The 21,799-nt window shown below is 45.0% G+C and carries 18 protein-coding genes and 1 tRNA gene; 10 read left to right on the top strand and 9 right to left on the bottom strand.

Annotated features, from left to right (window positions below):
• Positions 1-64: 64 nt before the first annotated feature.
• Both ABUE30_RS15495 and ABUE30_RS15490 read left to right on the top strand, forming a co-directional pair.
• A complete protein-coding gene (locus ABUE30_RS15495) occupies positions 65-808 on the top strand; it encodes a tRNA1(Val) (adenine(37)-N6)-methyltransferase (protein ID WP_408624743.1) in 744 nt (247 codons plus the stop codon).
• 77 nt (positions 809-885) lie between these two features.
• A complete protein-coding gene (locus ABUE30_RS15490) occupies positions 886-2,400 on the top strand; it encodes a Ppx/GppA phosphatase family protein (RefSeq protein WP_408624742.1) in 1,515 nt (504 codons plus the stop codon).
• 221 nt (positions 2,401-2,621) lie between these two features.
• Here ABUE30_RS15490 and fldB read toward each other — a convergent pair whose 3' ends face one another.
• Positions 2,622-3,146, bottom strand: coding sequence for a flavodoxin FldB (gene fldB / locus ABUE30_RS15485; protein WP_408624741.1), 525 nt, complete (start codon positions 3,144-3,146; stop codon positions 2,622-2,624).
• A 66-nt stretch (positions 3,147-3,212) separates the two neighbouring features.
• Between fldB and xerD the strand changes: the two genes are divergently transcribed.
• Together xerD and ABUE30_RS15475 are read left to right on the top strand one after the other, a co-directional pair.
• Complete coding sequence (gene xerD, locus ABUE30_RS15480) at positions 3,213-4,106, top strand: site-specific tyrosine recombinase XerD (RefSeq protein ID WP_408624740.1); 894 nt, start codon at positions 3,213-3,215, stop codon at positions 4,104-4,106.
• A gap of 129 nt (positions 4,107-4,235) precedes the next feature.
• Positions 4,236-4,310: transfer RNA gene (locus ABUE30_RS15475), tRNA-Gly, on the top strand.
• Between the two features lie 216 nt (positions 4,311-4,526).
• Here the strand turns inward: ABUE30_RS15475 and ABUE30_RS15470 are convergent.
• Positions 4,527-5,399 (bottom strand): LysR family transcriptional regulator, encoded by an 873-nt coding sequence (locus ABUE30_RS15470; RefSeq protein WP_408624739.1) that lies wholly within the window; start codon positions 5,397-5,399, stop codon positions 4,527-4,529.
• 114 nt (positions 5,400-5,513) lie between these two features.
• Between ABUE30_RS15470 and ABUE30_RS15465 the strand changes: the two genes are divergently transcribed.
• Positions 5,514-6,161: a glutathione S-transferase family protein gene (locus tag ABUE30_RS15465; protein WP_408624738.1), complete on the top strand. Its 648-nt coding sequence runs from the start codon at positions 5,514-5,516 to the stop codon at positions 6,159-6,161.
• Between the two features lie 193 nt (positions 6,162-6,354).
• Positions 6,355-6,990 carry a LysE family translocator gene (locus tag ABUE30_RS15460; protein ID WP_408624737.1) on the top strand — a complete coding sequence of 212 codons (636 nt, stop codon included), beginning with the start codon at positions 6,355-6,357 and terminating at the stop codon, positions 6,988-6,990.
• A gap of 165 nt (positions 6,991-7,155) precedes the next feature.
• Here the strand turns inward: ABUE30_RS15460 and ABUE30_RS15455 are convergent, their stop codons facing one another.
• Complete coding sequence (locus tag ABUE30_RS15455; RefSeq protein ID WP_408624736.1) at positions 7,156-7,689, bottom strand: GNAT family N-acetyltransferase; 534 nt, start codon at positions 7,687-7,689, stop codon at positions 7,156-7,158.
• 60 nt (positions 7,690-7,749) lie between these two features.
• The gene (locus ABUE30_RS15450) at positions 7,750-9,210 is read right to left on the bottom strand and encodes a UbiD family decarboxylase (RefSeq protein ID WP_408624735.1); all 1,461 of its coding nucleotides are present in this window, start codon (positions 9,208-9,210) and stop codon (positions 7,750-7,752) included.
• A gap of 617 nt (positions 9,211-9,827) precedes the next feature.
• Between ABUE30_RS15450 and ABUE30_RS15445 the strand changes: the two genes are divergently transcribed.
• Together ABUE30_RS15445 and ABUE30_RS15440 are read left to right on the top strand one after the other, a co-directional pair.
• Positions 9,828-11,024, top strand: a complete 1,197-nt coding sequence (locus ABUE30_RS15445) for an MFS transporter (protein WP_408624734.1) — start codon at positions 9,828-9,830, stop codon at positions 11,022-11,024.
• 371 nt (positions 11,025-11,395) lie between these two features.
• A complete protein-coding gene (locus tag ABUE30_RS15440) occupies positions 11,396-13,009 on the top strand; it encodes a methyl-accepting chemotaxis protein (RefSeq protein ID WP_408624733.1) in 1,614 nt (537 codons plus the stop codon).
• A gap of 404 nt (positions 13,010-13,413) precedes the next feature.
• Here the strand turns inward: ABUE30_RS15440 and araC are convergent, their stop codons facing one another.
• From araC to ABUE30_RS15415, 5 genes are all read right to left on the bottom strand, one after another.
• Entirely contained in the window at positions 13,414-14,253 is an 840-nt protein-coding gene (gene araC / locus ABUE30_RS15435; protein WP_408624732.1) for an arabinose operon transcriptional regulator AraC, read from the bottom strand.
• Between the two features lie 83 nt (positions 14,254-14,336).
• Entirely contained in the window at positions 14,337-14,846 is a 510-nt protein-coding gene (locus ABUE30_RS15430) for a hypothetical protein (protein WP_408624731.1), read from the bottom strand.
• Between the two features lie 55 nt (positions 14,847-14,901).
• Positions 14,902-16,404: an L-arabinose isomerase gene (gene araA / locus ABUE30_RS15425; RefSeq protein ID WP_408624730.1), complete on the bottom strand. Its 1,503-nt coding sequence runs from the start codon at positions 16,402-16,404 to the stop codon at positions 14,902-14,904.
• Between the two features lie 13 nt (positions 16,405-16,417).
• Entirely contained in the window at positions 16,418-17,131 is a 714-nt protein-coding gene (locus ABUE30_RS15420) for an L-ribulose-5-phosphate 4-epimerase (RefSeq protein WP_408624729.1), read from the bottom strand.
• 5 nt (positions 17,132-17,136) lie between these two features.
• On the bottom strand, positions 17,137-18,813 hold the full coding sequence (locus ABUE30_RS15415; RefSeq protein WP_408624728.1) for a ribulokinase: 1,677 nt from the start codon (positions 18,811-18,813) through the stop codon (positions 17,137-17,139).
• A gap of 377 nt (positions 18,814-19,190) precedes the next feature.
• Here ABUE30_RS15415 and ABUE30_RS15410 point away from each other — a divergent pair, with 377 nt between their 5' ends.
• Positions 19,191-20,216 carry an arabinose ABC transporter substrate-binding protein gene (locus ABUE30_RS15410; protein WP_408624727.1) on the top strand — a complete coding sequence of 342 codons (1,026 nt, stop codon included), beginning with the start codon at positions 19,191-19,193 and terminating at the stop codon, positions 20,214-20,216.
• Positions 20,217-20,260: 44 nt separating this feature from the next.
• Entirely contained in the window at positions 20,261-21,775 is a 1,515-nt protein-coding gene (gene araG / locus ABUE30_RS15405; RefSeq protein WP_408624726.1) for an L-arabinose ABC transporter ATP-binding protein AraG, read from the top strand.
• Positions 21,776-21,799: the final 24 nt, after the last annotated feature.

Genomic DNA, 21,799 nt, shown 5'->3' with positions numbered 1-21,799 from the left:
CTGTATAAAGCCAAACGGAGTGGGCGTGTCAAGTTGTCGAATCGAGTAAACTGGTTTAAATTTTATGAAAAAGTTCACACAATTATCGTATAAGCAACGTCCTGGCTTTACCTTTAAACAGTTTCATGTCGCTCATGATGGTTGCGCGATGAAGGTTGGAACAGATGGCATTTTACTTGGGGCTTGGTGCGCGCTACAACAATCTCAGCGCATATTAGATGTGGGCTGTGGTTCAGGGCTTATTGCGTTAATGCTCGCGCAGCGAAGTGCTGAGCATGTTCTCATTGATGCCATTGATATTGATGCTGATGCGGTGCATCAAGCGCAACAGAATGTTCAACACAGCCCTTGGGTGACACGAATTCAAGTCATGCAAAAGGATATTGTGAATGCCAATATAGCGTTGGCTTACTACGACCATCTCGTGAGTAATCCCCCATTTTTTGTTCATGGCCAATCGTTTGTCGATGAACGGCGTGCCATTGCTCGGCAAACAGGAACATTGACGCACCAACAGCTGTTGGCGCGAGCCGCTGAACTGCTGGTGGAGGATGGTCTGTTATCCGTGATTTTACCGATGAATGCTGGTGAGCAACTGAGCCGGCTCGCTTGTCAACAGGGCTGGTGGGTGAGCCGCGCCACTGAAGTGATCACTAAAGCTGGACAGCGCGTGCCACATCGGTTGTTGTTAGAGCTTTGCCGTGTGCCAAAAGTTACTCAATACGAGTGTTTATCGCTCTATCAATCTGATGGGACATATTCGACTGCATATCAGCATCTATGTCGTGATTTTTATCTAAAAATGTGACAATTACCGCAAAACCCTTGACGATGAGGGGGCATTAAAGGTCTACTAAAATTAATCGTCGGCAACTAATTAACTTCATGCTTAATCTTTCCCCTTTAGATAATCAACAACGCGGCCAGCAGATTGCGGCCTTGGATCTGGGTTCAAATAGCTTTCATCTAATTGTTGCACGCTGGCAAGAGGGCCAGATCCATATTATTGATCGCATTAAAGAACCTGTTCGGTTGGGGTGGGGGTTGAGTGAGACGGGCACTCTAGACCAAGCATCAATTGAACGAGCGATGGCTTGTTTCGCGCGATTTGGCGAGCGGCTCCGGACGCTGTCGGTTGGGAATGTTCGTATTGCTGGTACTAAAACGTTACGCAGCGTCAAAAAAGCGGATCAATTTTTATTCAAAGCTCAAGAGCTCTTAGGGCATCCCGTTGAAATTATTTCCGGTGAAGAAGAAGCGCGTATTATCTATCTTGGCGTTGCTTGTGATTTAGCGCCTGGTGATGGACACCGCCTAGTGGTTGATATTGGGGGTGGCAGCACGGAGGTAATCATCGGTCATGGAATGAATGCTGAGCTTAAAGAAAGCTTAAGTATGGGGTGTGTCGCCATTACCAAGCACTTTTTTACAAAAGGGAAGGTTACCGCTGGACGAATTAAAAAAGCGCGTACTGCCTGTATGCAGGAGCTCGTGCCAGTTTTGGATGAGCTTAGCGAAAAGGGCTGGGATGAGGAGATCGGTGCGTCAGGAACCATTCGAGCTGCCGCGCAAGTTTGCATCGCACAAGGATTTAGTGACGATGGTACGATTAAACTCAAATATCTGGAAAAACTGTTAGAGCAATATACTCAGGCCGGTGAAGTTGACTATGCCTTGCCAGGGTTGTCAGAGAATCGTCAGCCTGTTTTTTTGGGTGGCCTGATTATCTTAGCCACCTTATTTGAAGGATTGCAACTTAAGGCGATGACTGCAGCCCAGTGGGCACTACGGGAAGGGCTTTTGTATGATCTCAAAGGCCGTTTGGAGCACAGCGATTTGCGTGACAGTAGTGTACTTAATCTGGCGAATCGCTTTCATGTGAATCTTGAGTATGCTCAGCGCGTCGAGCAAACGGGGCGGTTGTTGCTTTCGCAAGCTCAAGATTGGGTAAGCGATTATCACTCAGTTGCGCAGTTGCTGCACTGGGGCTCATTATTATTCATGGTCGGGCTGGATATTACCCATAGTGATTATCATAAACATGGCTCTTATATTGTTGAGCATGTTGATTTACCTGGTTTTTCTCGCCCTGAACAACTGGAGCTAGCCTTGCTGGTTCGCGGTCATCGTAAAAGTATACGTAAAAACTTTCCCATGGAGCGCCCGTTACTATTACCCGTATTACTATTGCTGCGTATGGCGATTATTTTACAACGGGGCCGCCGTGGTCAAGCTATCCCACCATTGACACTTAGTTGTAAAGACAATCAGCTGACCTTGAACTTTAGTGCTCAGTGGTTAGAACATAATCCTTTGACCTTGGCTGATTTGCAAAACGAACAGCGTTTTCAAGAGCAAGCTGGCTATACGCTCAATATCGCGCCACTAACCGATGCTTAAGAACTTCTCATTTTTGCTTAAGAGAGCGATCCGCTTAGCAATAGCGGCACAGAGATAATGCTTGGCAGCCTATTATGTCCAATTATTGCTGATGTTAAATAAATTGCAACATATGAACCGGGTTGGCTTGAAAGGCAAAGTAGCCACCCGATGTTCTCTGTACATTGCTTGCTAAGTCTTTCTTAAGCATGCCTTATAGATCAGAGGTAACATTTAAATACTCACTGGCTTAATTGCTCCAGTTCTTCAAGTAATTGGTTAGTCCACAGCTCAATACGTTGGTCGGTGAGATCATATTGGGTTTCATCGTCCAAGGCTAAACCGACAAAGAGTTTACCGTCTTGAGTGAGGGCTTTAGAGGCGCTAAATTGATAGCCCTCATTGGGCCAGTAGCCGATGAACGTCACATTGTGCAGCGCCAGTTGGTCGTGCAATAGCCCCATTGCATCTAAATACCAGTCACTGTAGCCATCTTGATCGCCCAGTCCAAATAAGGCAACAATTTTACCATCGAGTTTTAACGAGCTTATTTCGTCCCACAATAGATCCCAATCTTCTTGGATTTCACCATAGTCCCAAGTTGAAATTCCCAATAGCAAAATATCGTATTGCTCCATGATAGTGAGCGGGGTATCTTTGACATTGTGGACATCGACTACATCACTTCCCCCTAGCGCCTGTTGAATTTTTTCAGCAGCCATCTCGGTATAACATGTCGTTGATCCGTAAAAAAGGCCAATAGCCATGAACTGTTCTCTACCGTAAAATTTAAGCTAAGTTTATCAAAATCGGCTGGGAGGCCAAAGCACCACGTGACACATTCTATTGATTCTTATATTGAACAGTTCCTTGATACTTTGTGGCTTGAACAAGGGCTGGCTGAAAATACCTTGATCTCATATCGAAATGACCTGAATAAATTGGATCTTTTTATGAATCAACTAGGTGTTCCTATTGCTCAAGCGAATGTGCAAAATTTGCAAGAATTTATCAGTTGGTGTCAGGCGCAAGGCCAAAAGACTAGCAGTGCGGCGCGTCAGCTTTCTGCAGTACGACGTTTTTATCGCTATCTTTATGCCCAAGCGGTGCGTCGCGATGATCCCAGTGCGTTGTTGCATGCGCCTAAACCGGAAAAAAATCTCCCCTCAATCCTCTCGGAAGAGGATGTTTGCGAGTTGTTGGATCAACCTGACCTCAATGAGCCCATTGAGCTGCGTGATCGCGCAATGTTGGAGTTATTGTATGCTACAGGGCTGAGGGTAACCGAGCTCGTGTCGCTGTCGATGGACGAAGTTAGTTTGCGTCAAGGTGTGGTTCGAGTACAAGGCAAAGGGGGAAAAGAGCGGTTGGTGCCGATGGGCGAAGAGGCTGAGTATTGGTTAGATCGCTATTTTCGCCAAGCGCGCGGTCTATTACTCAAGCAAGAATCTGATGTGGTTTTTCCGAGTCGGCGCGGGGTGCAGATGACTCGGCAGACATTCTGGCACCGTATCAAAGCCTATGCCCTGCGCGCAGGGATTGAAAAACATCTTTCACCGCATACGCTTCGCCATGCGTTTGCCACGCATTTATTGAACCATGGTGCTGATTTGCGCGTGGTGCAGTTACTGCTTGGGCATAGCGACTTATCAACGACACAAATCTATACGCATGTTGCTAATGAGCGCTTAAAACAGGTTTATGATGAAAACCATCCACGCGCCTGACTAAAAATTGACTAATCAGTTGAAAAAACATAAAAATTAGCAGGTCTCCTCTAGCGCTAGGGGATATTCTTGCTATAATGCTTGCCACTTGTTGAGTCGCGCATCTTGGTTACTTGACAATTGCCCTGAGCGGGCATCGTATAATGGCCATTACCTCAGCTTCCCAAGCTGGTGATGCGGGTTCGATTCCCGCTGCCCGCTCCAATTTTAGAAACATAATATCTTCTAAAATTGTCGCTCATCCTTCATTTATACCATTCATTTTTTCGCAAAATATAACGGCTTGAGTCACTGCTGACGAAATCGTCGTCTGTTCGTCAAAGTTAGCCTGAATGCATAGGTATTATGGATTGGTTCATGACAGCCGTGTAAGCAGTCAGGTTAATATGCCTTTGTCATGAACTTATGGTAAGCCGTTGCTCATCTGTTTTGAGTGAAACTTACTTGTTCATCTAGTTTTTGCGAGCCAAATAGCGGCGCTAATCGATTCAAAAACTGGAGATTCAAAAGCGGATGTGGTTTTGCGCCAACACTTAACACAATATCGACTTTAGGGAGTGGTGGCATATCCGAGAGTACGGTTAAATCTTCGCTGACGCTGAGTTTTCCCATAGCGCCTATGGCAAGCCCTTGCTTGACCAATGCGCGCTGCGCCGAAGCGCTATTGCAACAAGCCAACAATTGATAACGGATCCCGCGCTTGGTCAGCCCATCAATAGCGGCCGCATGATATTGGCAATCACTTTGAAACAACGCTAACGTGAGCGGGCCCTTTAGAGGAATTATTTCATCGGCTGCGGCGATCCAAACGCCATGATCTGAGCATAGATAGTAGCCTTCTTCGCGGCCGGGAGTACGCGTTAAGATAGCGCCATCTAGCACCCCTTCATCGAGTTTTTGCTTCAACATAATGCTTGGTTCGTTATAGATCTGGATAGAGCAGGTGGGTTCAGACTGCTTTAGGGCTTGGATAATGGTGGGCAGAATAGTCTCGTTATAATCTTCAGGGCAGCCTAATCGCAGCGGATTTTTCCCTTGAAACTTTCTTAGCTGACCGAGGGCGTGATCATGATGGTTGACGAGCTCGGTTGCAAAACTAGACAGGCGTACGCCTGCTTCACTAAGGACGAGATGGCGGCCCTCTTTTTCAAATAGCGTTGACCCTATTTCACCTTCTAATTTGCGCATCTGAGCGCTTAATGCCGATTGAGTCCGTGAGATCTGTTTCGCTGCGCGCGTAAAGCTGCCTGTTTCGACAAAGGCAAGAAAGCTGCGTAGTGCATCAATATCCATAATAACAACAACGATCGATTAAAATTTTGAATAGGTTCTATTAAAACTATCTGCTAGTGGCATAGATAGCAATGCCTTACTCTTGAGTTTTCCTGATCACAGTGAGATAGCATCATGCAACTTTATATTGGTAACCAAAATTATTCGAGCTGGTCATTGCGGGCATGGTTGATATTTGCCCAATTTAATATTGATGTCACGATTGAAAAACTAAAGCTTGGCACGGATGCCTTCTACCAAGCATTGCACGATAAAACGCCTGCAGCGAAGGTCCCGACGTTAGTCGATGGCGATACAACAGTTTGGGATTCGTTAGCCATACTTGAGTATATCAATGAGTCTAAGCTTGATGGCAACGCATGGCCAACAGGCCTCAGTGAACGAGCAAAGGCCAGAGCATTAAGCTGTGAGATGCATTCGGGCTTTTTTGCTATTCGCCAACAGTTACCGATGAACTGCCGAGCAAGTCGACAAGTTGAGTTAAGCGACCAAGTGCTCACTGAAATTGCCCGTGTTGATTCGATGTGGAGCGAGCAAATGGCCATCTATCCTGGGCAATGGTTATTTGGCCGATGGTCAATAGTTGACGCAATGTATGCGCCATTGGCCCTTCGGTTTGCGACCTATCAAATTCCACTTTCAGAGGCGGCTAAAACTTATCAACACACGGTATTAAATAGCCCTGCGATTCAGCAATGGTTCGCGCAGGCCAGCATCGAAACTGACATTGTGACAGAAGATGAAGCGGGTGAACCGCGCTAACTGCGCTTACAGGCCAGCCTTTTATGATGCTTCGGCTATTTCATAGCTTAGGGTGTGTTTATTGGATAGCGGCGCACGGATAATCTTAAATGTAAGCGTCGCTATTTTACTTTTAATTATGATGGGCGGCTTTGACAACTCCAGATATTCGCTGCCTGTTGATTATGATTTGAACTGAGAGGAAGTTATTGACATGGAATTTCATTACTTGCTGACGTTTATCGCCGTTGCGGCTTTACTCGTGATATCTCCAGGACCGAATGGATTTCTTATCGCTAAAACGGTATCGACCTCAGGGCGTAAAGCTGGATTTGCCAATGTTTGGGGATTTGTGACTGCATTTTATGTTCATGGCACGTTATCTATATTTGGTATTTCGGTCTTTATTCTTCATTGTGCAGAGGCGTTTACTGCCTTAAAACTTCTAGGTGCTGTTTATTTAATTGGGTTGGGGGTGAAAGCGTTTATCTGTGTTGCTAAAACAAGTGAGGCAGTAGCGAGGCCTTGCGGTGTATCTTCGTCTATATCATTATCCATGCGTGACGCTTATATGGAAGGTTTTTTAACCAATATGCTTAACCCGAAAGTTTCGATGTTCTATCTTGCTGCTTTCCCTCAATTTTTAACCGTTAATGATAGCCCAGTAAACGCCTATATGTTGGTTAGCGCTCATGCGACAATTAATTTCGTATGGTTTTCTTTGATGGTGCTATGTTTATCCAGTGTTAAAAATGTGATGGATAGACCTAAGACTAAAAAATGGTTAAATATGATAGCCGGAACAATATTAATGAGCTTTGGTGTGAAATTAGCGCTTTTAAAGCCTTAACAGATAAGTAACTAATGCATAAAAAGAGGAGCTCGTATGCCATTAGAAATGGAGTTTTGGAAAAGTTTGTTTACTAATTGTGTGCCATCCGGTTAGCGACTGTTCACACACCATTGACTAAAATTTGTAAGTCGATGGTGTGTGAGAACGGTACTTCATTCTTGCTTAATGCGAGATGAGAGGGCTATCAAAACGCAAAAAGTGCATTTGTAAATCAATATCAATATCCAGCGTGATCTCAAATTTTGCTCCGACGATGGCTGTCAGTGCGGCTTCCCAGAATTTTAAAGCAGCCTTATTTTCTTTTAATACACGAATTTGCCATGTTCCTGGATGCTTGCCGACAACCAGCGATAGCGCCTTTTTACCTACGCCATTGCCCTTGAATTTGCGTAAGACAAAAAATTGCTCAATATCAAACACGGCTGGGTTGGCAGGATAGTGACGAATAAGGGCAAAACCTGCCAACTCGTTATCAACGTGGATGAAATACGGGATATGATCGCGTTCTTGCCAGTAAGGGGTCAAACTTTCATGGTTGAATGTGTACTGACCCTGTTGGTCTGGGCTCCAACCCATAAATTCTGACATGTCGTATATATAATAGACAAATAAATTCTCCAATATATATCGCGAATCCTGTTCGATTTTTACTAATGATACACTCATTTTCCTCATATCCGTTAATGGGTCAATCACCATCCCTCCTATTGCTAGAGTTGATGGTGGATTGAATTTGTCCGTGCAGATCCATATCGATTATTGCCAGTTATCAATGACTTTCTTTTGTAGATCAAGTGGGTAGGCACCGCTAAAGGAGCTGTGTGCTAGGCGACCATTATCTGGGGCCAGTTGTAAGCAGTCATGTGCAACACGGGTGGCTTGATGGGCGTGAAGTTCTTCTTCTTTGTAGCAGGCTAGCAGCGGTAAAATAGGACCGACACTTTCAATTCGGCGACTAGTTGGGTGCATGCGCGTTGCTAATGCCCATAAAAAGTCTTTGCTATCGGTGGGGTCAATATCATCATCGAGTACGAAGATCATCGGACAATTAGGTCCATATTTGGTGTTCCAAATACGCTTCGCAATTTGTTCGGTAAGTTCCAAACTGGTGGTATTGGGTAATTGTTCACGCCAATTGGCTGGAACAGTGATATATAACCAATGAACTGCGGTTTCTAAAGGTGACCATACCATAGTGACCGGAATATTTGCTTGGCGCAGACTGTCTAAGATCTCTGCGCTCATTGCGACCCCAATTGCCGTGTGAAATTCATCAACAGGGCGACCTTCCGGCACAAATGGCCAGATTGCATTATCCCGATAGGTGATACATTCCACATGATAGATGGGTTGCATACTGGTCTCTTTAACTGCATAACCGGCGTATTCGCCAAATGGGCCTTCGACGGCATCGCGCTCTGTGGAAATATGTCCTTCGATAACGATTTCGGCGCTGGCGGGGACTTCTAAATCAATTGTTTCACAGCGTACAACTTCAATTGCTTCGCCGAAATGACCGCCTAAATAATCCGCTTCATCCACCCAATCTGCCAATGGCATGGATGAAACAATTGGCAATGCGGGTTCACAACCTTGGACTAAGGCATAAGGCATCGGTTGGCCGATTGCACGCCATTGTTCCCACACCATTGCGATATGTTGAGGTAATAAGATAAGCCCTGTCATATGCTGGGCATCAATTTTTTGGATGCGGGCAATTGACCAGTTTGTCCATTTCCCATCAGGTGTTCGGGCGACGATGGTTCCCCATGTATTACAATATTTACCGCCATCTTCTTGATGTAAAAATGGGATTGGAAAGCGGTCTAAGTTGGCGTTTTCGCCATGCAAAATATTTTGTTTACATGGCGCTGAGTCAACAATTTTTGGTGCAATAGGCGAATTGTGTTTAGATTTTGCCAAACTTTGGACAATATCGGTCCAACTTGCACTCGCGTCTAGACCGATTGATAACGCCACCCGCGCTGCTGGATAACCCGGATATGAGCTTAAGGATGCGGGAGCGCCCATGGCGCGTAAACCGGGATCAGCACCTTTGACATGGCTAAAAATGGGTGCGGGTGAGATTAGATCGTAACTGCGGCGAGTAATCGCGGCCATCTCTAAGTAAGCGTCTACTTCACGCGTAATGTCGACAATATCATTGAGCTGGTTGAGTGCGTCAATATATTCGCGGAGATCTTTTAATCTTTTCATTCCTACTCCTTTGTTTTCAAACTAGGAGGTCAATACAGCTCTGTATGAGCTAAACAGCAATGCTCAATGAGCCGATTAGACCGCCAATACAACATACTAAGGTATTGAGTATAAGGCACTCATTGTCGCAAAGATAAAAGAGCGAAATTGACCTTGTTTGTTTTATGTACTGAATGTTTGGTGGCGATAAATAACGTGCGCTTAGCGATTGAGGGACTGTGATGTATTAGCTTTTGCCATAAATACGGCATGTGAATTCAATGCTCTAAACCATGATGTTTGCAAGAGTCGGAGCGATTTGTTTTCATATCTTGAGCTATCAATCCAATAGCTGCTTCAACACTCAATATCACTCATTAAGTCCTTCATCATAAACGAGATGTGAATATAGAGGCATTGCATGAGATCATTTTTGTGCCCGTTTAGTCGTTAGACAGGCATAGATATAATTGTAAAAAATAAATGATTGGTCAATTCATCAATCGATGATCCAAATGACATTCTTTGCTCGATTAGAATCGTCTAGGTGCGATGGACCGTATTAATAATAGCGCGATAGCATGAGGCCGTGGACAGGCGTAATATCATGCTATAACTTACTTTTTAGATTTTGTGTTATGTACTCAACTGGTCGTTCCCCCGTGCCACTGCTCCCTATTTTTTCGGTGGTTGTGTTTACCTTTGTTTGTTACTTATCCGTGGCTCTGCCTCTGGCTGTTTTACCGTCATTTGTTTATCACACATTAGGTTTTAGTCCTGTAATGGCTGGGTTTGTGGTCAGTGCGCAGTCGATTGCAACTTTATTTACTCGGCCGCAAGCCGGCCGCTATGCCGATATGATAGGCGCCAACAAAGTGGTTGTGATCGGTCTTGCTTGCTGTGCGTTGAGTGGTCTATTTTACGGCGCTGGTTTTTATTTTAAGTCGACCCCATGGCTAGCCTTAAGCATAATATTGGTGGGGCGATTATTGCTTGGTTGGGGAGAAAGTTTTACTAGTACTGGGGCAATGCTTTGGGGCGCAAATCTGGTGGGTTCACAGCATATGGCACAGGTGATCTCATGGAATGGTATTGCAACTTATGGGGCGATTGCTATCGGTGCACCGCTTGGGGTGTGGCTCAATAGCCACTGGCAATTGGGTGGGCTAAGTTGGGTCATCACGACGATTGCGATTATTGCATTTATCGGTGCTTACGGGCGTAAGTCGGTCGATGTTTTTGCTGGGCAAAAAATTGCGTTTCATGATGTGCTGGGGCGGGTGTGGCCATTTGGTTTAGGGTTAGCCTGTGCATCGGTTGGATTTTCGGTCGTAACGGTGTTTATTACTCTTTATTTTGCTGCCAATCATTGGTTGGGGGCGGCCTATACATTAACGTTATTTAGTATCGGGTTCATTGGTATGCGATTACTATTTGGCCAATCCATGAATCGCTATGGTGGGCTGCGAGTGGCGTTATCATCATTGGTCATTGAAACCATTGGGTTATTTTTAATCGGTTTTGCTCCTAATGTTTGGGCTGCTGTTGTTGGGGCTTTTTTAACGGGGAGTGGTTTTTCGCTGATATTCCCAAGTCTTGGTGTAGAAGCTGTGAAGCGAGTACCCGCACAAAATCAGGGCTCAGCACTTGGCACTTATTCCGCTTTTTTTGATCTATCGTTAGCTATTGCAGGCCCGCTAGCAGGCCTGGCTATATCGTACTCAGGGTTAGCTTCTATTTACGTATATGCTGCAGTATTGGTGTTGATGGCTGCGTTAATCACCCGCTACATGATTGTTAGACGTAGCCGCCAATTAGATTCTTCGCGGATGTGATGTACTTCAGGCTGTGCTGATGTTATCAATTTGACAAGCACAATTGTATTGCAGAGAAGCGTGAATTCGAGTAATGATATATTTATTCGAATTTACATTTATTTTTTATGAAAAATCATGAAATTACAAAAATAAGTGTCTTAAAAAAACCACACAATAAACTTATTAAGTTTCCATTTTAATATATAAAAATAATATCTATCAAATAGTTATTTTTAAAATTGGAAATATACAATATTTTGTTTATTTTTTTTACAAACTCCTTGTATTTGACTTTTTAAAGTCTATCTAAGATCATCCTTTGCTATTTTATCCCTCAACGATTGTATCGCTGAGGTTTATCCATACTCATTTTCTATATAGGGACTGAAATGACTCAGTTTTTGGGCCGTTTTCGACTGGCACACTCGATAAGTGCATTATGCTTTCTGATCGTGTTGTTCTTGATGGGAGGCAATTGGCTGGCATCACAACTGATAAAAACAAACGTTGTGAAAATGCAGCAACAACAGCTCGTTGATCAGGTCACATCCTTCGGGGAAGTCGCGCGCTTGTACCCTCATGATAAAGCGCGGCTGCGTGAATTGATCTATGCAGCGCGTTGGGGAAAAGATAATGACGGTTATCTGTTTTTAATTCAAGGTGGTAACAATGTATTGCTCGATTATCCAGTTAAGCCTTCACTTGAAGGCGGGCAATTGCCGATCATTAAGCTGACGGAAGGGGGAACATTGCAACAGGCTGTCAGTGATGTCAGTCGTGATGGTGTTGCACGTTTGATCCATTATTATTATAACCTGCCTGGTTCAAGCCAAATTGAACTAAAAGCTTCTTATTTGTATCCATTGGGGGTGGGTCAGGCGGTGTTAGTGGCTGGAACGTATCTGGGTGAAGCTCATGCGCTTATTGGTAGCGTCGAAGGGGAATTGACGGGAACCGTGATTGTTTGTGGCATGGTTATTTTGATGATGATGCTGATTTTTTCAAAATATATTCGCGTTCGAATTCATTATCTTAAACAATCGATGGTGAATATGGCCAAAGGGGAAATGAGTCAAGTCGTGCATCTAAAAGGGCAAGATGAATTTGCTCATTTAGCTGTGGCTTTAAATCATTGCCAATCTCAGCAGATTCAGATGATTGGGCAACAGATGACGTTAACCAACCAAGTGGCAAATAGCTCAGCGCAGACTCAAAAAAGTGTTAATAAAACCCATTCGTTATTGAGTGAACAGCTTGATTATCTGACTCAGCTAAGCCGCTCAACGGAAGAAATGGTTATTAGCATTCGTGATGTGGTACATCATGCGAGTGTTGCATCGAACCAAGCAACGACTACTGATGAGCGAGCCCATCAAGGGCATCAGCGTATTGAACAGAGTCTTCAGCAGGTGCGTACCCTATGCCAAGAACTCGAATCATGTGCAAATTCTGTGACGAATGTGCAACATCAAGTCGAGTCCATTCGCAGTATTGTTGGAACGATTAACAGTATTTCTGAGCAAACCAATCTTTTAGCGCTCAATGCCGCGATTGAGGCGGCTCGGGCAGGTTCCGTGGGTCGAGGTTTCGCCGTGGTCGCTGATGAAGTTCGTCATCTCGCGGCTCGCACTCAAAGCGCAACTCAAGACATTGAGAAGATGATAAATCAGCTACAATTGCAATCAGAGCAAGCGGTTGTGATGACCCAGCAAAGTTTAAGTGCTGCGCATCAAACCATGCAAACCTCTGCGTCAGCTGGCGATGAGTTTTCATCGATTATGGCCGCAATTTCACAGCTACGTGATAATAACCATCAGATAGCGGCGGCGGCCGAGCAGCAGGAGAGTGTGGCGGAGTCGATGAGTCAGAATCTGAATCAATTGAGTGATGAGCTTCATGTCGCTGGCGAAGAGCTCGATAAAGCAACTCAAGAGACAGGTTTACTCCAGAATCAAGCTGAAGAGCTTGACCTGCTCGTGAATAAATATCAATTGTCATCATAATCTTACTGGCTGCTATTAACCGCTTATTAAGGCTCTGCAACAACATGCTAGTCAGACGATTTAGCCAATTGCCTGACTAGCGCTCTTTAATAGGAATGATGCATTTACCGTGTTTATTTAGCGGCTTTTCGTTTGGCATCGAGTGGGCTGTTCTATCTGTTTTGGCCGATCATTTTGACTGTTAAGCGTACGCTAAATTAAGAAATTGCGCATCGCTGGAGACCGGGATATTTAGAGCCGATGGGTGGGCGCATGTCTGCTTTTTGTACTATCAAAATAAATCCTGCATATATTCATTTTTCGCAATCATCAGGCTGACGTTCAAAAAGGTTTATCTTGTAGCGTTAAATTAAGTTGTTCTGGCAATGAGTATCGCTGACTCATTGCCATCAGGGTAATTGCGACTAAGTCAGTTGTTCACGAAATTTTTTGGGGCTAACGCCTGCAATGCGTTTAAATACCCGAGAAAAATAAAGTGGATCGCCATAGCCAATCATTCGGCTGACTTTGTTGATGGAGTGGTTGGTGGTCAATAACAATTGTTTAGCACGAGTAATTCGCTGATCATCTCGCCACTGGGTAATGGTCATTCCCATCTCAGCGCTAAATAAATGTCCTAATCGAGATGATGAAATACAGACCATTGCCGCTAGTTCATCATTACAAAAATCTTCATTTAAGTGCTGCGACATATGTTGCACCACTTCTAATATGCGAGGGTCTATACGCCGAGTCATCACATTCGGCTGTAACGTCTTACAACGGATCAGTAACTGTTCAAGTAAATTTAAGGCTAAGTCATTATGGTAAGGATTATCACTTTTGGCTGAATGTTCAATATCCACGAACAACGGCTCTAGCTGATTCATTGCTTGTGGTTCAACATCGTGCGTGGCAAAAATACCATGCTGGTTATTTTGCCAGTTCAACCAGTCGGACCAAAATGCACGCGGACGAAAATAGATCCAACGATGAAACCAATTGGAACAATCGGGGTGTCGCCGATAAAAATGGCTGACGCCAGGTGGAAAGAGGAGTAGGTCACCTTCTTGGACATCGAATGCATCTTGTCCTGAAAAAATACGCCCTTGACCTTTTATCGTTAAATTAATGATATAACCTTTCATACCGCCGGGTCGGTCTATGACAAAGTCCAAGTCATTCCCTTCAATAATTGAAGTGAGGCCTGCAACCAAGTGGGCGTCAAAATTGTAACCGGGTTTTAGGGGATCAGTTTGTTGCATTGATAGTTGTCATTATTCTTACATCTTTGCCATGATGATAAACAATTCGTGAAACACTCGCGCTAACCTGTGTCACATTCTATTTAAAATAACGAAATAGTCAGTGTTGCCACTAAGTTGTCGGATAAATGCAGTGACATAGGAATACGACTGAGTAAGCTGCTCTTGGTCTGTAGATGATAAGCATTTGAAGCGAGTTGAAAAGGGGTGGCAGCTAGTGGCCGTTTGTGGGCATTGAGTCGATGGCATAGCTTAATATGCGCAGGCGTTTGATGGCGTACTAAATAATCGATAGTCAGCTCGCTGGGGGTGATGCGATAAGTAATGCCCACCGATAACTCGCGGCTTTGGCTGTAGCTCCAAATTTCTTGATGGGTCTGGTGATGGCGAGAGTGCCAACATAAGCTCTCTTGTGGCACGTCTTGTTGATTAATTTGAAAATCTAGTTGTGCTTCTAATTGATTGCCGAGGTTGTCGCTTAATAGAAATTGACTGACATCTGCGGCTAGCTGCAGATGCCATGGCTCAGATTCAAGGCATGGGTGATAACGTTCTACATCAGCCAGTGGGGTATCAAACAAAGCAATTTGCATCGGTGATGCGCTCCTCTTTAAAGTTGCCCCAGCGTGGGCGCTGGGGCAAGCATGGCTAGATCCCTTGTTTGAGACGATAGTAGAGGCTGTTATGGCGCAGTTCATTTTTAAACGTGTACACGGTTGTCGCATTATTAATGATAGCGATCTCGGCATTCACCATCTCCGCATAATCGATTAAGGTATCGATATTGACATCGAAGCTACTGACGGTATGGTGAGCTCCGCCGCCGTGGATCCATGCTGCCGCTGCAACTTCCAAGCTCGGTTGAGGTTGCCATAGTGACCGGCCGACAGGCAAACGAGGGAGTTCGTGCTCCGGCGACACGCAGTCGATCTGATTCACTAATAAGCGGAAACGATTCCCTAAATCAACGGGAGCGATATTAAGTGCAGGCCCTGCTTTGGCGTTAAAAATTAATCGAGCAACATCACAGTTACAGCCAATGGTATGTCGGTGAATTTCAAGTTTTGGTTTGGCATCAGCAATTGATGGGCAAACTTCCAACATATGTGCCCCTAAGACTTGATCAGTGGCGCCAAAATTGTAGGTGTAGTCTTCCATAAAGGATGTTCCACCACTACGGCCTTGCCCCATCACTTTCATGATGCGTGTCATAGCAGCAGTTTTCCAATCACCTTCACCGCCATAACCATACCCTTTTGCCATGAGTCGCTGTGTGGCAAGGCCGGGTAGGTTGGTCAAACCTGCAAGATTTTCAAATGTATTGGTAAAGGCTTTGGCACCTACATCATCAAGGAAGGATTGCATGCCCAGCTCTAATCTTGCGTCATTAGCTATAATTTTACGCGTGTCACGATTGGCGATAAGCGCTGGATCGACTTGATATTCACTCATATAAAGCTCAATTTGAGCGTTAATGTCGGCATCACTGACTGCATTGACTACTTCACTCAGTTCTCCTAAGCCATAAGCATGCACTTCATAACCAAACTGAATTTGAGCGGAAACTTTATTGCCTTCGGTCACGGCGACTTGGCGCATGTTATCACCAAAGCGGGCAACTTTAAGCTGATGACCTTCGCCCCAACCCAGCGCGGCACGGCACCAATCATCAATTTGTTGATGTACTTTAGGGTTTTGCCAATGCCCGACCACAACTTTACGATTCAGGTCCAAACGGGTACCAATAAATCCGAATTCACGATCACCGTGGGCACTTTGATTGGTGTTCATAAAATTCATGTCAATATCTTGCCAAGGCAGTTCAGCATTGAATTGCGTGTGCAAATGCATCCATGGTTTGTTGAGTTGGCTTAGCCCTGCTATCCACATTTTGGCCGGAGAGAATGTATGCATCCACATGATAAGCCCAGCGCAGTTCGGGTCATTATTAGCTTGTTGGCAAAGAGAGAGAATTTCATCTGGACTTTTAACCGTCGGTTGGTAAAGCAATGGCAGCACGATATTGTGGCTTTCATTGATTCCTTTGACGATCTGCTTACTATCTGTTGCGACTTGTTTGAGTACTTCTGGCCCGTACAGCGTTTGTGAGCCGGTAACAAACCAAATTTGTTGTTGGGTTGATTGATTCATAATGACCTCTTATTTAAGCGTTATTTGATTGGCCGTAATAGGCGTTTTTGCCGTGCTTGCGCAGATAGTGTTTATTGAGTAATCCTTGATCGACCGATGTGGCAGCTGGATTAATTTGCAAGGTATAGAGCGCCATGCGAGCCACCTCGTCAAGAACAACGGCGTTGTGTACGGCGTTGCTTGGCGATGTTCCCCAAGCAAACGGCCCATGTTGATTGACAATGATGCCGGGTATAGCCATGGTCTGTTCACTGTGAATATATTCGGCAATCACACGCCCTGTATTTAATTCGTAATCGTCGTCAATTTCAGCTTGAGTTAATGCTCGAGTACAAGGAATTGGGCCGTAGAAATAATCTGCATGGGTGGTGCCCAAAGCTGGAATATCTTTGCCAGCTTGCGCCCATGCCACAGCAAAACGTGAATGGGTATGGACAATCCCTTGCATTTCAGGGAAGCGGCGGTAGAGCTCTAAGTGCGTCGGGGTATCCGATGATGGTTTGAGCTGCCCCGCTAACGGTTGGCCATCGGCTAGTCTCACGGCTACCATATTTTCAGCAGTGAGGTTTTCATAGTCGACGCCGCTGGGTTTAATCAACATGATGCCGCGATCGCGATCAATCCCTGAGACATTTCCCCAGGTAAAGGTGACCAGGTGATGATGTTCGAGCGCCAGATTGGCTTGCCATACCTGTGCTCGAAGCTCTTCAATTGTACATTCAGACATTGTGATTATTCCTGTGTTGAATGGTGTTCAATAAATTTCCCCAATGACTGATATTGCTGGTGGCGCTGAAGATAGAACTGATGGCGTTGCTGATCCGGTTGATAGTGTTTGCAAATCTTGCTGGCCATGGCTTGCTGGGCGTTGGCACTATCGGTATAGATATTGGCTGCAACGGCTGCAAAAATGGCCGCGCCAAGCGCGCAGCATTGCTCTGACTCCACCACAGCGATAGGCTGACCCATCACATCAGCACACAGCTGCATGACAAATGGTGATTTTTTAGAAATCCCGCCAATCGCGATGACGCGCTCAACGCGAGTGCCTTGTTCAGTCATGCAATCCATAATGGCTTTTGCACCATGGGCGGTTGACTCGACTAACGCATGGAACATCGCTGGAGCATCACTGCCTAGATTCAATTGGCTAATGGCACCGGTGACACGCTGATTAGCATAGGGCGTGCGCCGACCACTGTGCCAGTCGATAGCAAGTGGGGAATGCAAGTCAGGCGAATAAGATTGTGCCGCTTCACTTAATTGAGGAATCAGCCAGTCACTGAGCATATCTAGCTGTTGCTGAGCATTACTATCAGTTTTGGCTAAATGTGCCAAAGGCCAAAGTAATACCTGTTTAAACCAAGCATAGATGTCACCAAAGCCTGATTGCCCGGCTTCTAACGCAATCATGTCTGGGCGGGCGCTGCCTTTCACTTGACCGCAGATCCCTTTAATTGTTTTATCCTTAATGTCCGTTTCCGGTACCATTAATATGTCACATGTCGAGGTCCCCATCACTTTAACGAGATCGGCTGCGCCTGCGCCTGCGCCTACTGCGCCCATATGGCAATCAAATGCGCCAATGGCAATTGCGATGCCTGGCGGCAACCCCAGTTTTTCAGCCCATTCAGGGCTTAAGTCACCTGCTTTTTGTTCTGCCGTATAGACGCAATCAAACATTCGTTCTCGAATACCATCAAAGGTTGAAGAGATGGCGCTGAGAAAGTCTTGGGCGGGTAGCCCTCCCCAGCTTTCGTGCCACAAGGCTTTGTGGCCGGCGGCACAGATCCCGTGTTTCAGTTTTTGAGGCGCGGTGTTGTTACTCAGTAATGCTGGGATCCAATCGGCTAATTCAACCCAGCTATAGGCGCTCTGAGCAACGCTTGAGTCTACCTCACTAACATGGGCTGCTTTTGCCCAAAACCATTCGGCTGAATAGATCCCGCCAATAAAGTTGGTGTAGTCAGGATAGTCCCCGCTATGGGCAAGCGTATTAATCCGTTCGGCCATCTTGATACTGGTGTGATCCTTCCAGAGCACAAACATCGCATTGGGATTTTCAGAAAACTCAGGGCGAAGGGCTAATATTTGACCATCAGCATCAATTGGCGCAGGAGTTGATCCCGTGGTGTCGACACCTATTCCAACAATCTGTGCAACGATGGGATCGGCTAATTGACTTAAAGCGGTTCGAACGGCATCAGTCATCGATTCGATATAATCGAGCGGATGGTGGCGAAATTGAGTGTGTGTTGCATCGCAATACAAGTGCTGTTGCCAACGCGGGTAATAACTGACGCCGCTACTGATTTCTTCACCATTTTGGGTATTCACGACTAGGGCGCGAACTGAGTCCGATCCAAAATCTAAACCCACAACGTAAGCATCATGTTGAGTCATGTCCATGTGACGCTCCTAAATAAAAAAGAATTGATAGGCTTTATTTAAGTCGTCTTTACCAGACATCACCATACGACATCTGGTTAAAAATATGGATAAATTAGCTGTTGTGAATTAAATGAGATCCAGCCCCTACTCTTAGGTGTTTTTGATAAGGCCTCTGTATATGTTAATTATGTGCGCCAAAACTAACCATAATGACTATTAATTAATCTACCCTTATGGCCTTTTTATAGAATTGAGAAGTTTGTCATAGTCCCTCCCGCTATTATTATGGACTTTTTTGCTAGCTTTCGCCTATGTGATTTACATCACTACCGTAATTTCTATTTCTCCACTATTTATTGATTGACCCTGTACCTCTCTACACGGAGATAATAACAATGAGACGATTGACGAAGGGATTGATAACAACGGCAATACTAAGTGCGGCTTTAATGAGCTCATCAGCGAATGCATTTTGGGGAAGTAAAAAAGACAGTGAGCTAAAACTCGGTTATTTGGTTAAACAACCGGAAGAAGCATGGTTTCAAACTGAGTGGGCATTTGCTGATAAGGCGGGTGAAAAATATCACTTCAAAGTGTTAAAAATGGCTGCTCCAGATGGTGAAAAAACCCTCAATGACATTGATACTTTGGCCGCATCAGGAGCCAAAGGATTTGTTATCTGTACCCCTGACCCAAAATTAGGCCCGGCAATTATGGCCAAAGCGAAAAGCTATGGGCTTAAAGTTGTGACGGTGGATGATCAATTTTTAACTGCCAAAGGCAAACCGATGAGCAATGTGCCGTTGATCATGATGGCAGCTAGCGAAATTGGTTATCGACAAGGTCAGGACCTTTACAAAGAGATGCAAAAACGCAAATGGGATGTCAAAACCACCGCAGTAATGGCGATCACAGCCGATGAACTTGACACGGCGAGACGGCGTGTTGATGGTTCAATTAAAGCGCTGAAAGCGGAAGGTTTCCCAGCGTCACAAATATATCGCGTGCCAACTAAATCCAATGATATCCCTGGTGCGTTTAATGCGGGCAACTCGATGTTGGTACAACATCCAAATGTCAAACAGTGGCTGATTGTCGGTATGAACGATAACACCGTTTTAGGCGGTGTGCGCGCAACCGAAGGGCAGGGTTTTAATGCACAAAACGTCATTGGGATTGGGATCAATGGGGTGGGTGCAATTAACGAATTGTCTAAATCTGAGCCCACTGGTTTTTATGGATCACTCTTGCCAAGTCCTGACATTCATGGCTTCAAAAGTATCGAAATGCTCTACAAATGGGTAAAAGATGGTATTCGTCCACCCAATATGACGCAAGTGAAAGATGTGGTTCTGATTACCAGAAGTAATTTCCGTGAAGAGCTGAAGAAAAAAGGCCTCGGTGGCTTATTGAAAAACTAATAGTGAATCGCTGAGGAGTTATCCTCAGCGAATATGAGGTCTATATGGAAAATCAATACAGTCATTATTTGGAATTTGACCATGTTAGCAAGGAATTTCCCGGTGTTAAGGCACTGAGTGATATTAGTTTCACTGCAGCCGAAGGTCATATTCATGCTCTGTTAGGTGAAAATGGGGCTGGGAAGTCGACGTTACTTAAAGTGCTTAGTGGTCTTTATCAACCGACCAGCGGAACATTACGTTTAGCCGGTAATGAGGTCGTTTTCCAGCATACATCGGAAGCCTTAAGCGCAGGGATTGCCATTATTTATCAGGAACTCAATTTAGTGCCTGAATTGAGCGTGGCCGAAAATATCTTTTTGGGCCAGATGCCCACTCACAACGGGCGCATCGATCGTCCGACTTTGTATGCAAAGGCGCGTGAACAACTCAACCGTTTAGGAGAAGATTTTGATCCATCAGCTGCGCTTAAAACGTTGTCTATTGGTCAATGGCAAATGGTTGAAATCGCTAAGGCACTGAGCCGGAATGCAAAGGTAATTGCCTTTGACGAGCCAACCAGCAGTTTATCCCAACGCGAAATTAAGAGTTTGTTCAAAGTGATCCGAGAGCTACGCGATGAAGGCAAGGTGATTCTGTATGTTTCACATCGAATGGAGGAGATTTTTGAGTTATGTGACTCGATCACCATTTTTAAAGATGGAACGCATGTAACTACCCTCGATGATATAGCTAACGTCACGACTAACCAGTTAGTTAAATTAATGGTTGGGCGCGAAATCAATGATATCTATCATTATAGTCCCCGTGACTATGGACCTGTGGGTTTAGAAATTCGTGACTTAGAAGGCCCAGGATTATCTGCGCCAGTCTCGTTATCTATTCATCGGGGGGAAATTTTAGGTTTGTTCGGGTTAGTTGGTGCGGGTCGCAGCGAGTTGACGCGTATCATTTTTGGTGCAGAACAAGCCACCGCCGGAGAGATCGTCGTCAATGGTGAAAGCATAAAAGTTCGTACTCCTATTGATGCTATTCGCGCAGGCATTACATTTTGTCCTGAAGATCGTAAATCAACAGGGATCGTGCCGGTGCTCTCAGTGATGGAAAATATCAATATCAGTGCGCGAATGGAACATTTGTCGATGAGATGCCTGATTGATAATACTTGGGAGTCAGAGAACGCTGAAACTCAAGTGCAGGCTTTAAATGTTAAAACCCCTTCGTTAATCCAGCTCATTGGCAATCTTTCTGGGGGGAATCAACAAAAAGTCATATTGGGTCGATGGTTGTCGACGCAGATGAAGGTGATTTTACTTGATGAGCCCACTCGAGGTATTGATGTTGGCGCCAAATCTGAGATTTATGAGCTCATTTTTACGTTAGCGCAACGCGGAGTGACAGTGCTAGTCATCTCCAGTGATTTACCCGAAGTTATGGGTATTTCTGACCGGTTGTTGGTGATGAAAGATGGCGCGCTAACTGCTGAGATGGTGCGATCTGAGTTTAGTGAAGAAACAATTTTGAGCTATGCCATGTTGGGTAAGTTACAGGCGGCTTGAGTGAGGAGAGGACAATGACGGTGG

The organism is Celerinatantimonas yamalensis (genome assembly GCF_046054155.1).
Lineage (GTDB): Bacteria > Pseudomonadota > Gammaproteobacteria > Enterobacterales > Celerinatantimonadaceae > Celerinatantimonas > Celerinatantimonas yamalensis.
This window is presented reverse-complemented; position numbering and strand designations above follow the sequence as displayed.

What these genes read in the sequence shown, in the direction of transcription:
- araC (WP_408624732.1), bottom strand. Translation starts at nt 14,253, where the DNA reads ATGCAACAAACTGATCCCCTAAAACCCGGTTACAATTTTGACGCCCAC.
- araG (WP_408624726.1), top strand. Translation starts at nt 20,261, where the DNA reads ATGGAAAATCAATACAGTCATTATTTGGAATTTGACCATGTTAGCAAG.
- ABUE30_RS15450 (WP_408624735.1), bottom strand. Translation starts at nt 9,210, where the DNA reads ATGAAAAGATTAAAAGATCTCCGCGAATATATTGACGCACTCAACCAG.
- araA (WP_408624730.1), bottom strand. Translation starts at nt 16,404, where the DNA reads ATGAATCAATCAACCCAACAACAAATTTGGTTTGTTACCGGCTCACAA.
- ABUE30_RS15465 (WP_408624738.1), top strand. Translation starts at nt 5,514, where the DNA reads ATGCAACTTTATATTGGTAACCAAAATTATTCGAGCTGGTCATTGCGG.
- ABUE30_RS15495 (WP_408624743.1), top strand. Translation starts at nt 65, where the DNA reads ATGAAAAAGTTCACACAATTATCGTATAAGCAACGTCCTGGCTTTACC.
- ABUE30_RS15445 (WP_408624734.1), top strand. Translation starts at nt 9,828, where the DNA reads ATGTACTCAACTGGTCGTTCCCCCGTGCCACTGCTCCCTATTTTTTCG.
- fldB (WP_408624741.1), bottom strand. Translation starts at nt 3,146, where the DNA reads ATGGCTATTGGCCTTTTTTACGGATCAACGACATGTTATACCGAGATG.
- ABUE30_RS15410 (WP_408624727.1), top strand. Translation starts at nt 19,191, where the DNA reads ATGAGACGATTGACGAAGGGATTGATAACAACGGCAATACTAAGTGCG.
- ABUE30_RS15460 (WP_408624737.1), top strand. Translation starts at nt 6,355, where the DNA reads ATGGAATTTCATTACTTGCTGACGTTTATCGCCGTTGCGGCTTTACTC.
- ABUE30_RS15440 (WP_408624733.1), top strand. Translation starts at nt 11,396, where the DNA reads ATGACTCAGTTTTTGGGCCGTTTTCGACTGGCACACTCGATAAGTGCA.
- ABUE30_RS15415 (WP_408624728.1), bottom strand. Translation starts at nt 18,813, where the DNA reads ATGGACATGACTCAACATGATGCTTACGTTGTGGGTTTAGATTTTGGA.
- ABUE30_RS15490 (WP_408624742.1), top strand. Translation starts at nt 886, where the DNA reads ATGCTTAATCTTTCCCCTTTAGATAATCAACAACGCGGCCAGCAGATT.
- ABUE30_RS15430 (WP_408624731.1), bottom strand. Translation starts at nt 14,846, where the DNA reads ATGCAAATTGCTTTGTTTGATACCCCACTGGCTGATGTAGAACGTTAT.
- ABUE30_RS15470 (WP_408624739.1), bottom strand. Translation starts at nt 5,399, where the DNA reads ATGGATATTGATGCACTACGCAGCTTTCTTGCCTTTGTCGAAACAGGC.
- ABUE30_RS15420 (WP_408624729.1), bottom strand. Translation starts at nt 17,131, where the DNA reads ATGTCTGAATGTACAATTGAAGAGCTTCGAGCACAGGTATGGCAAGCC.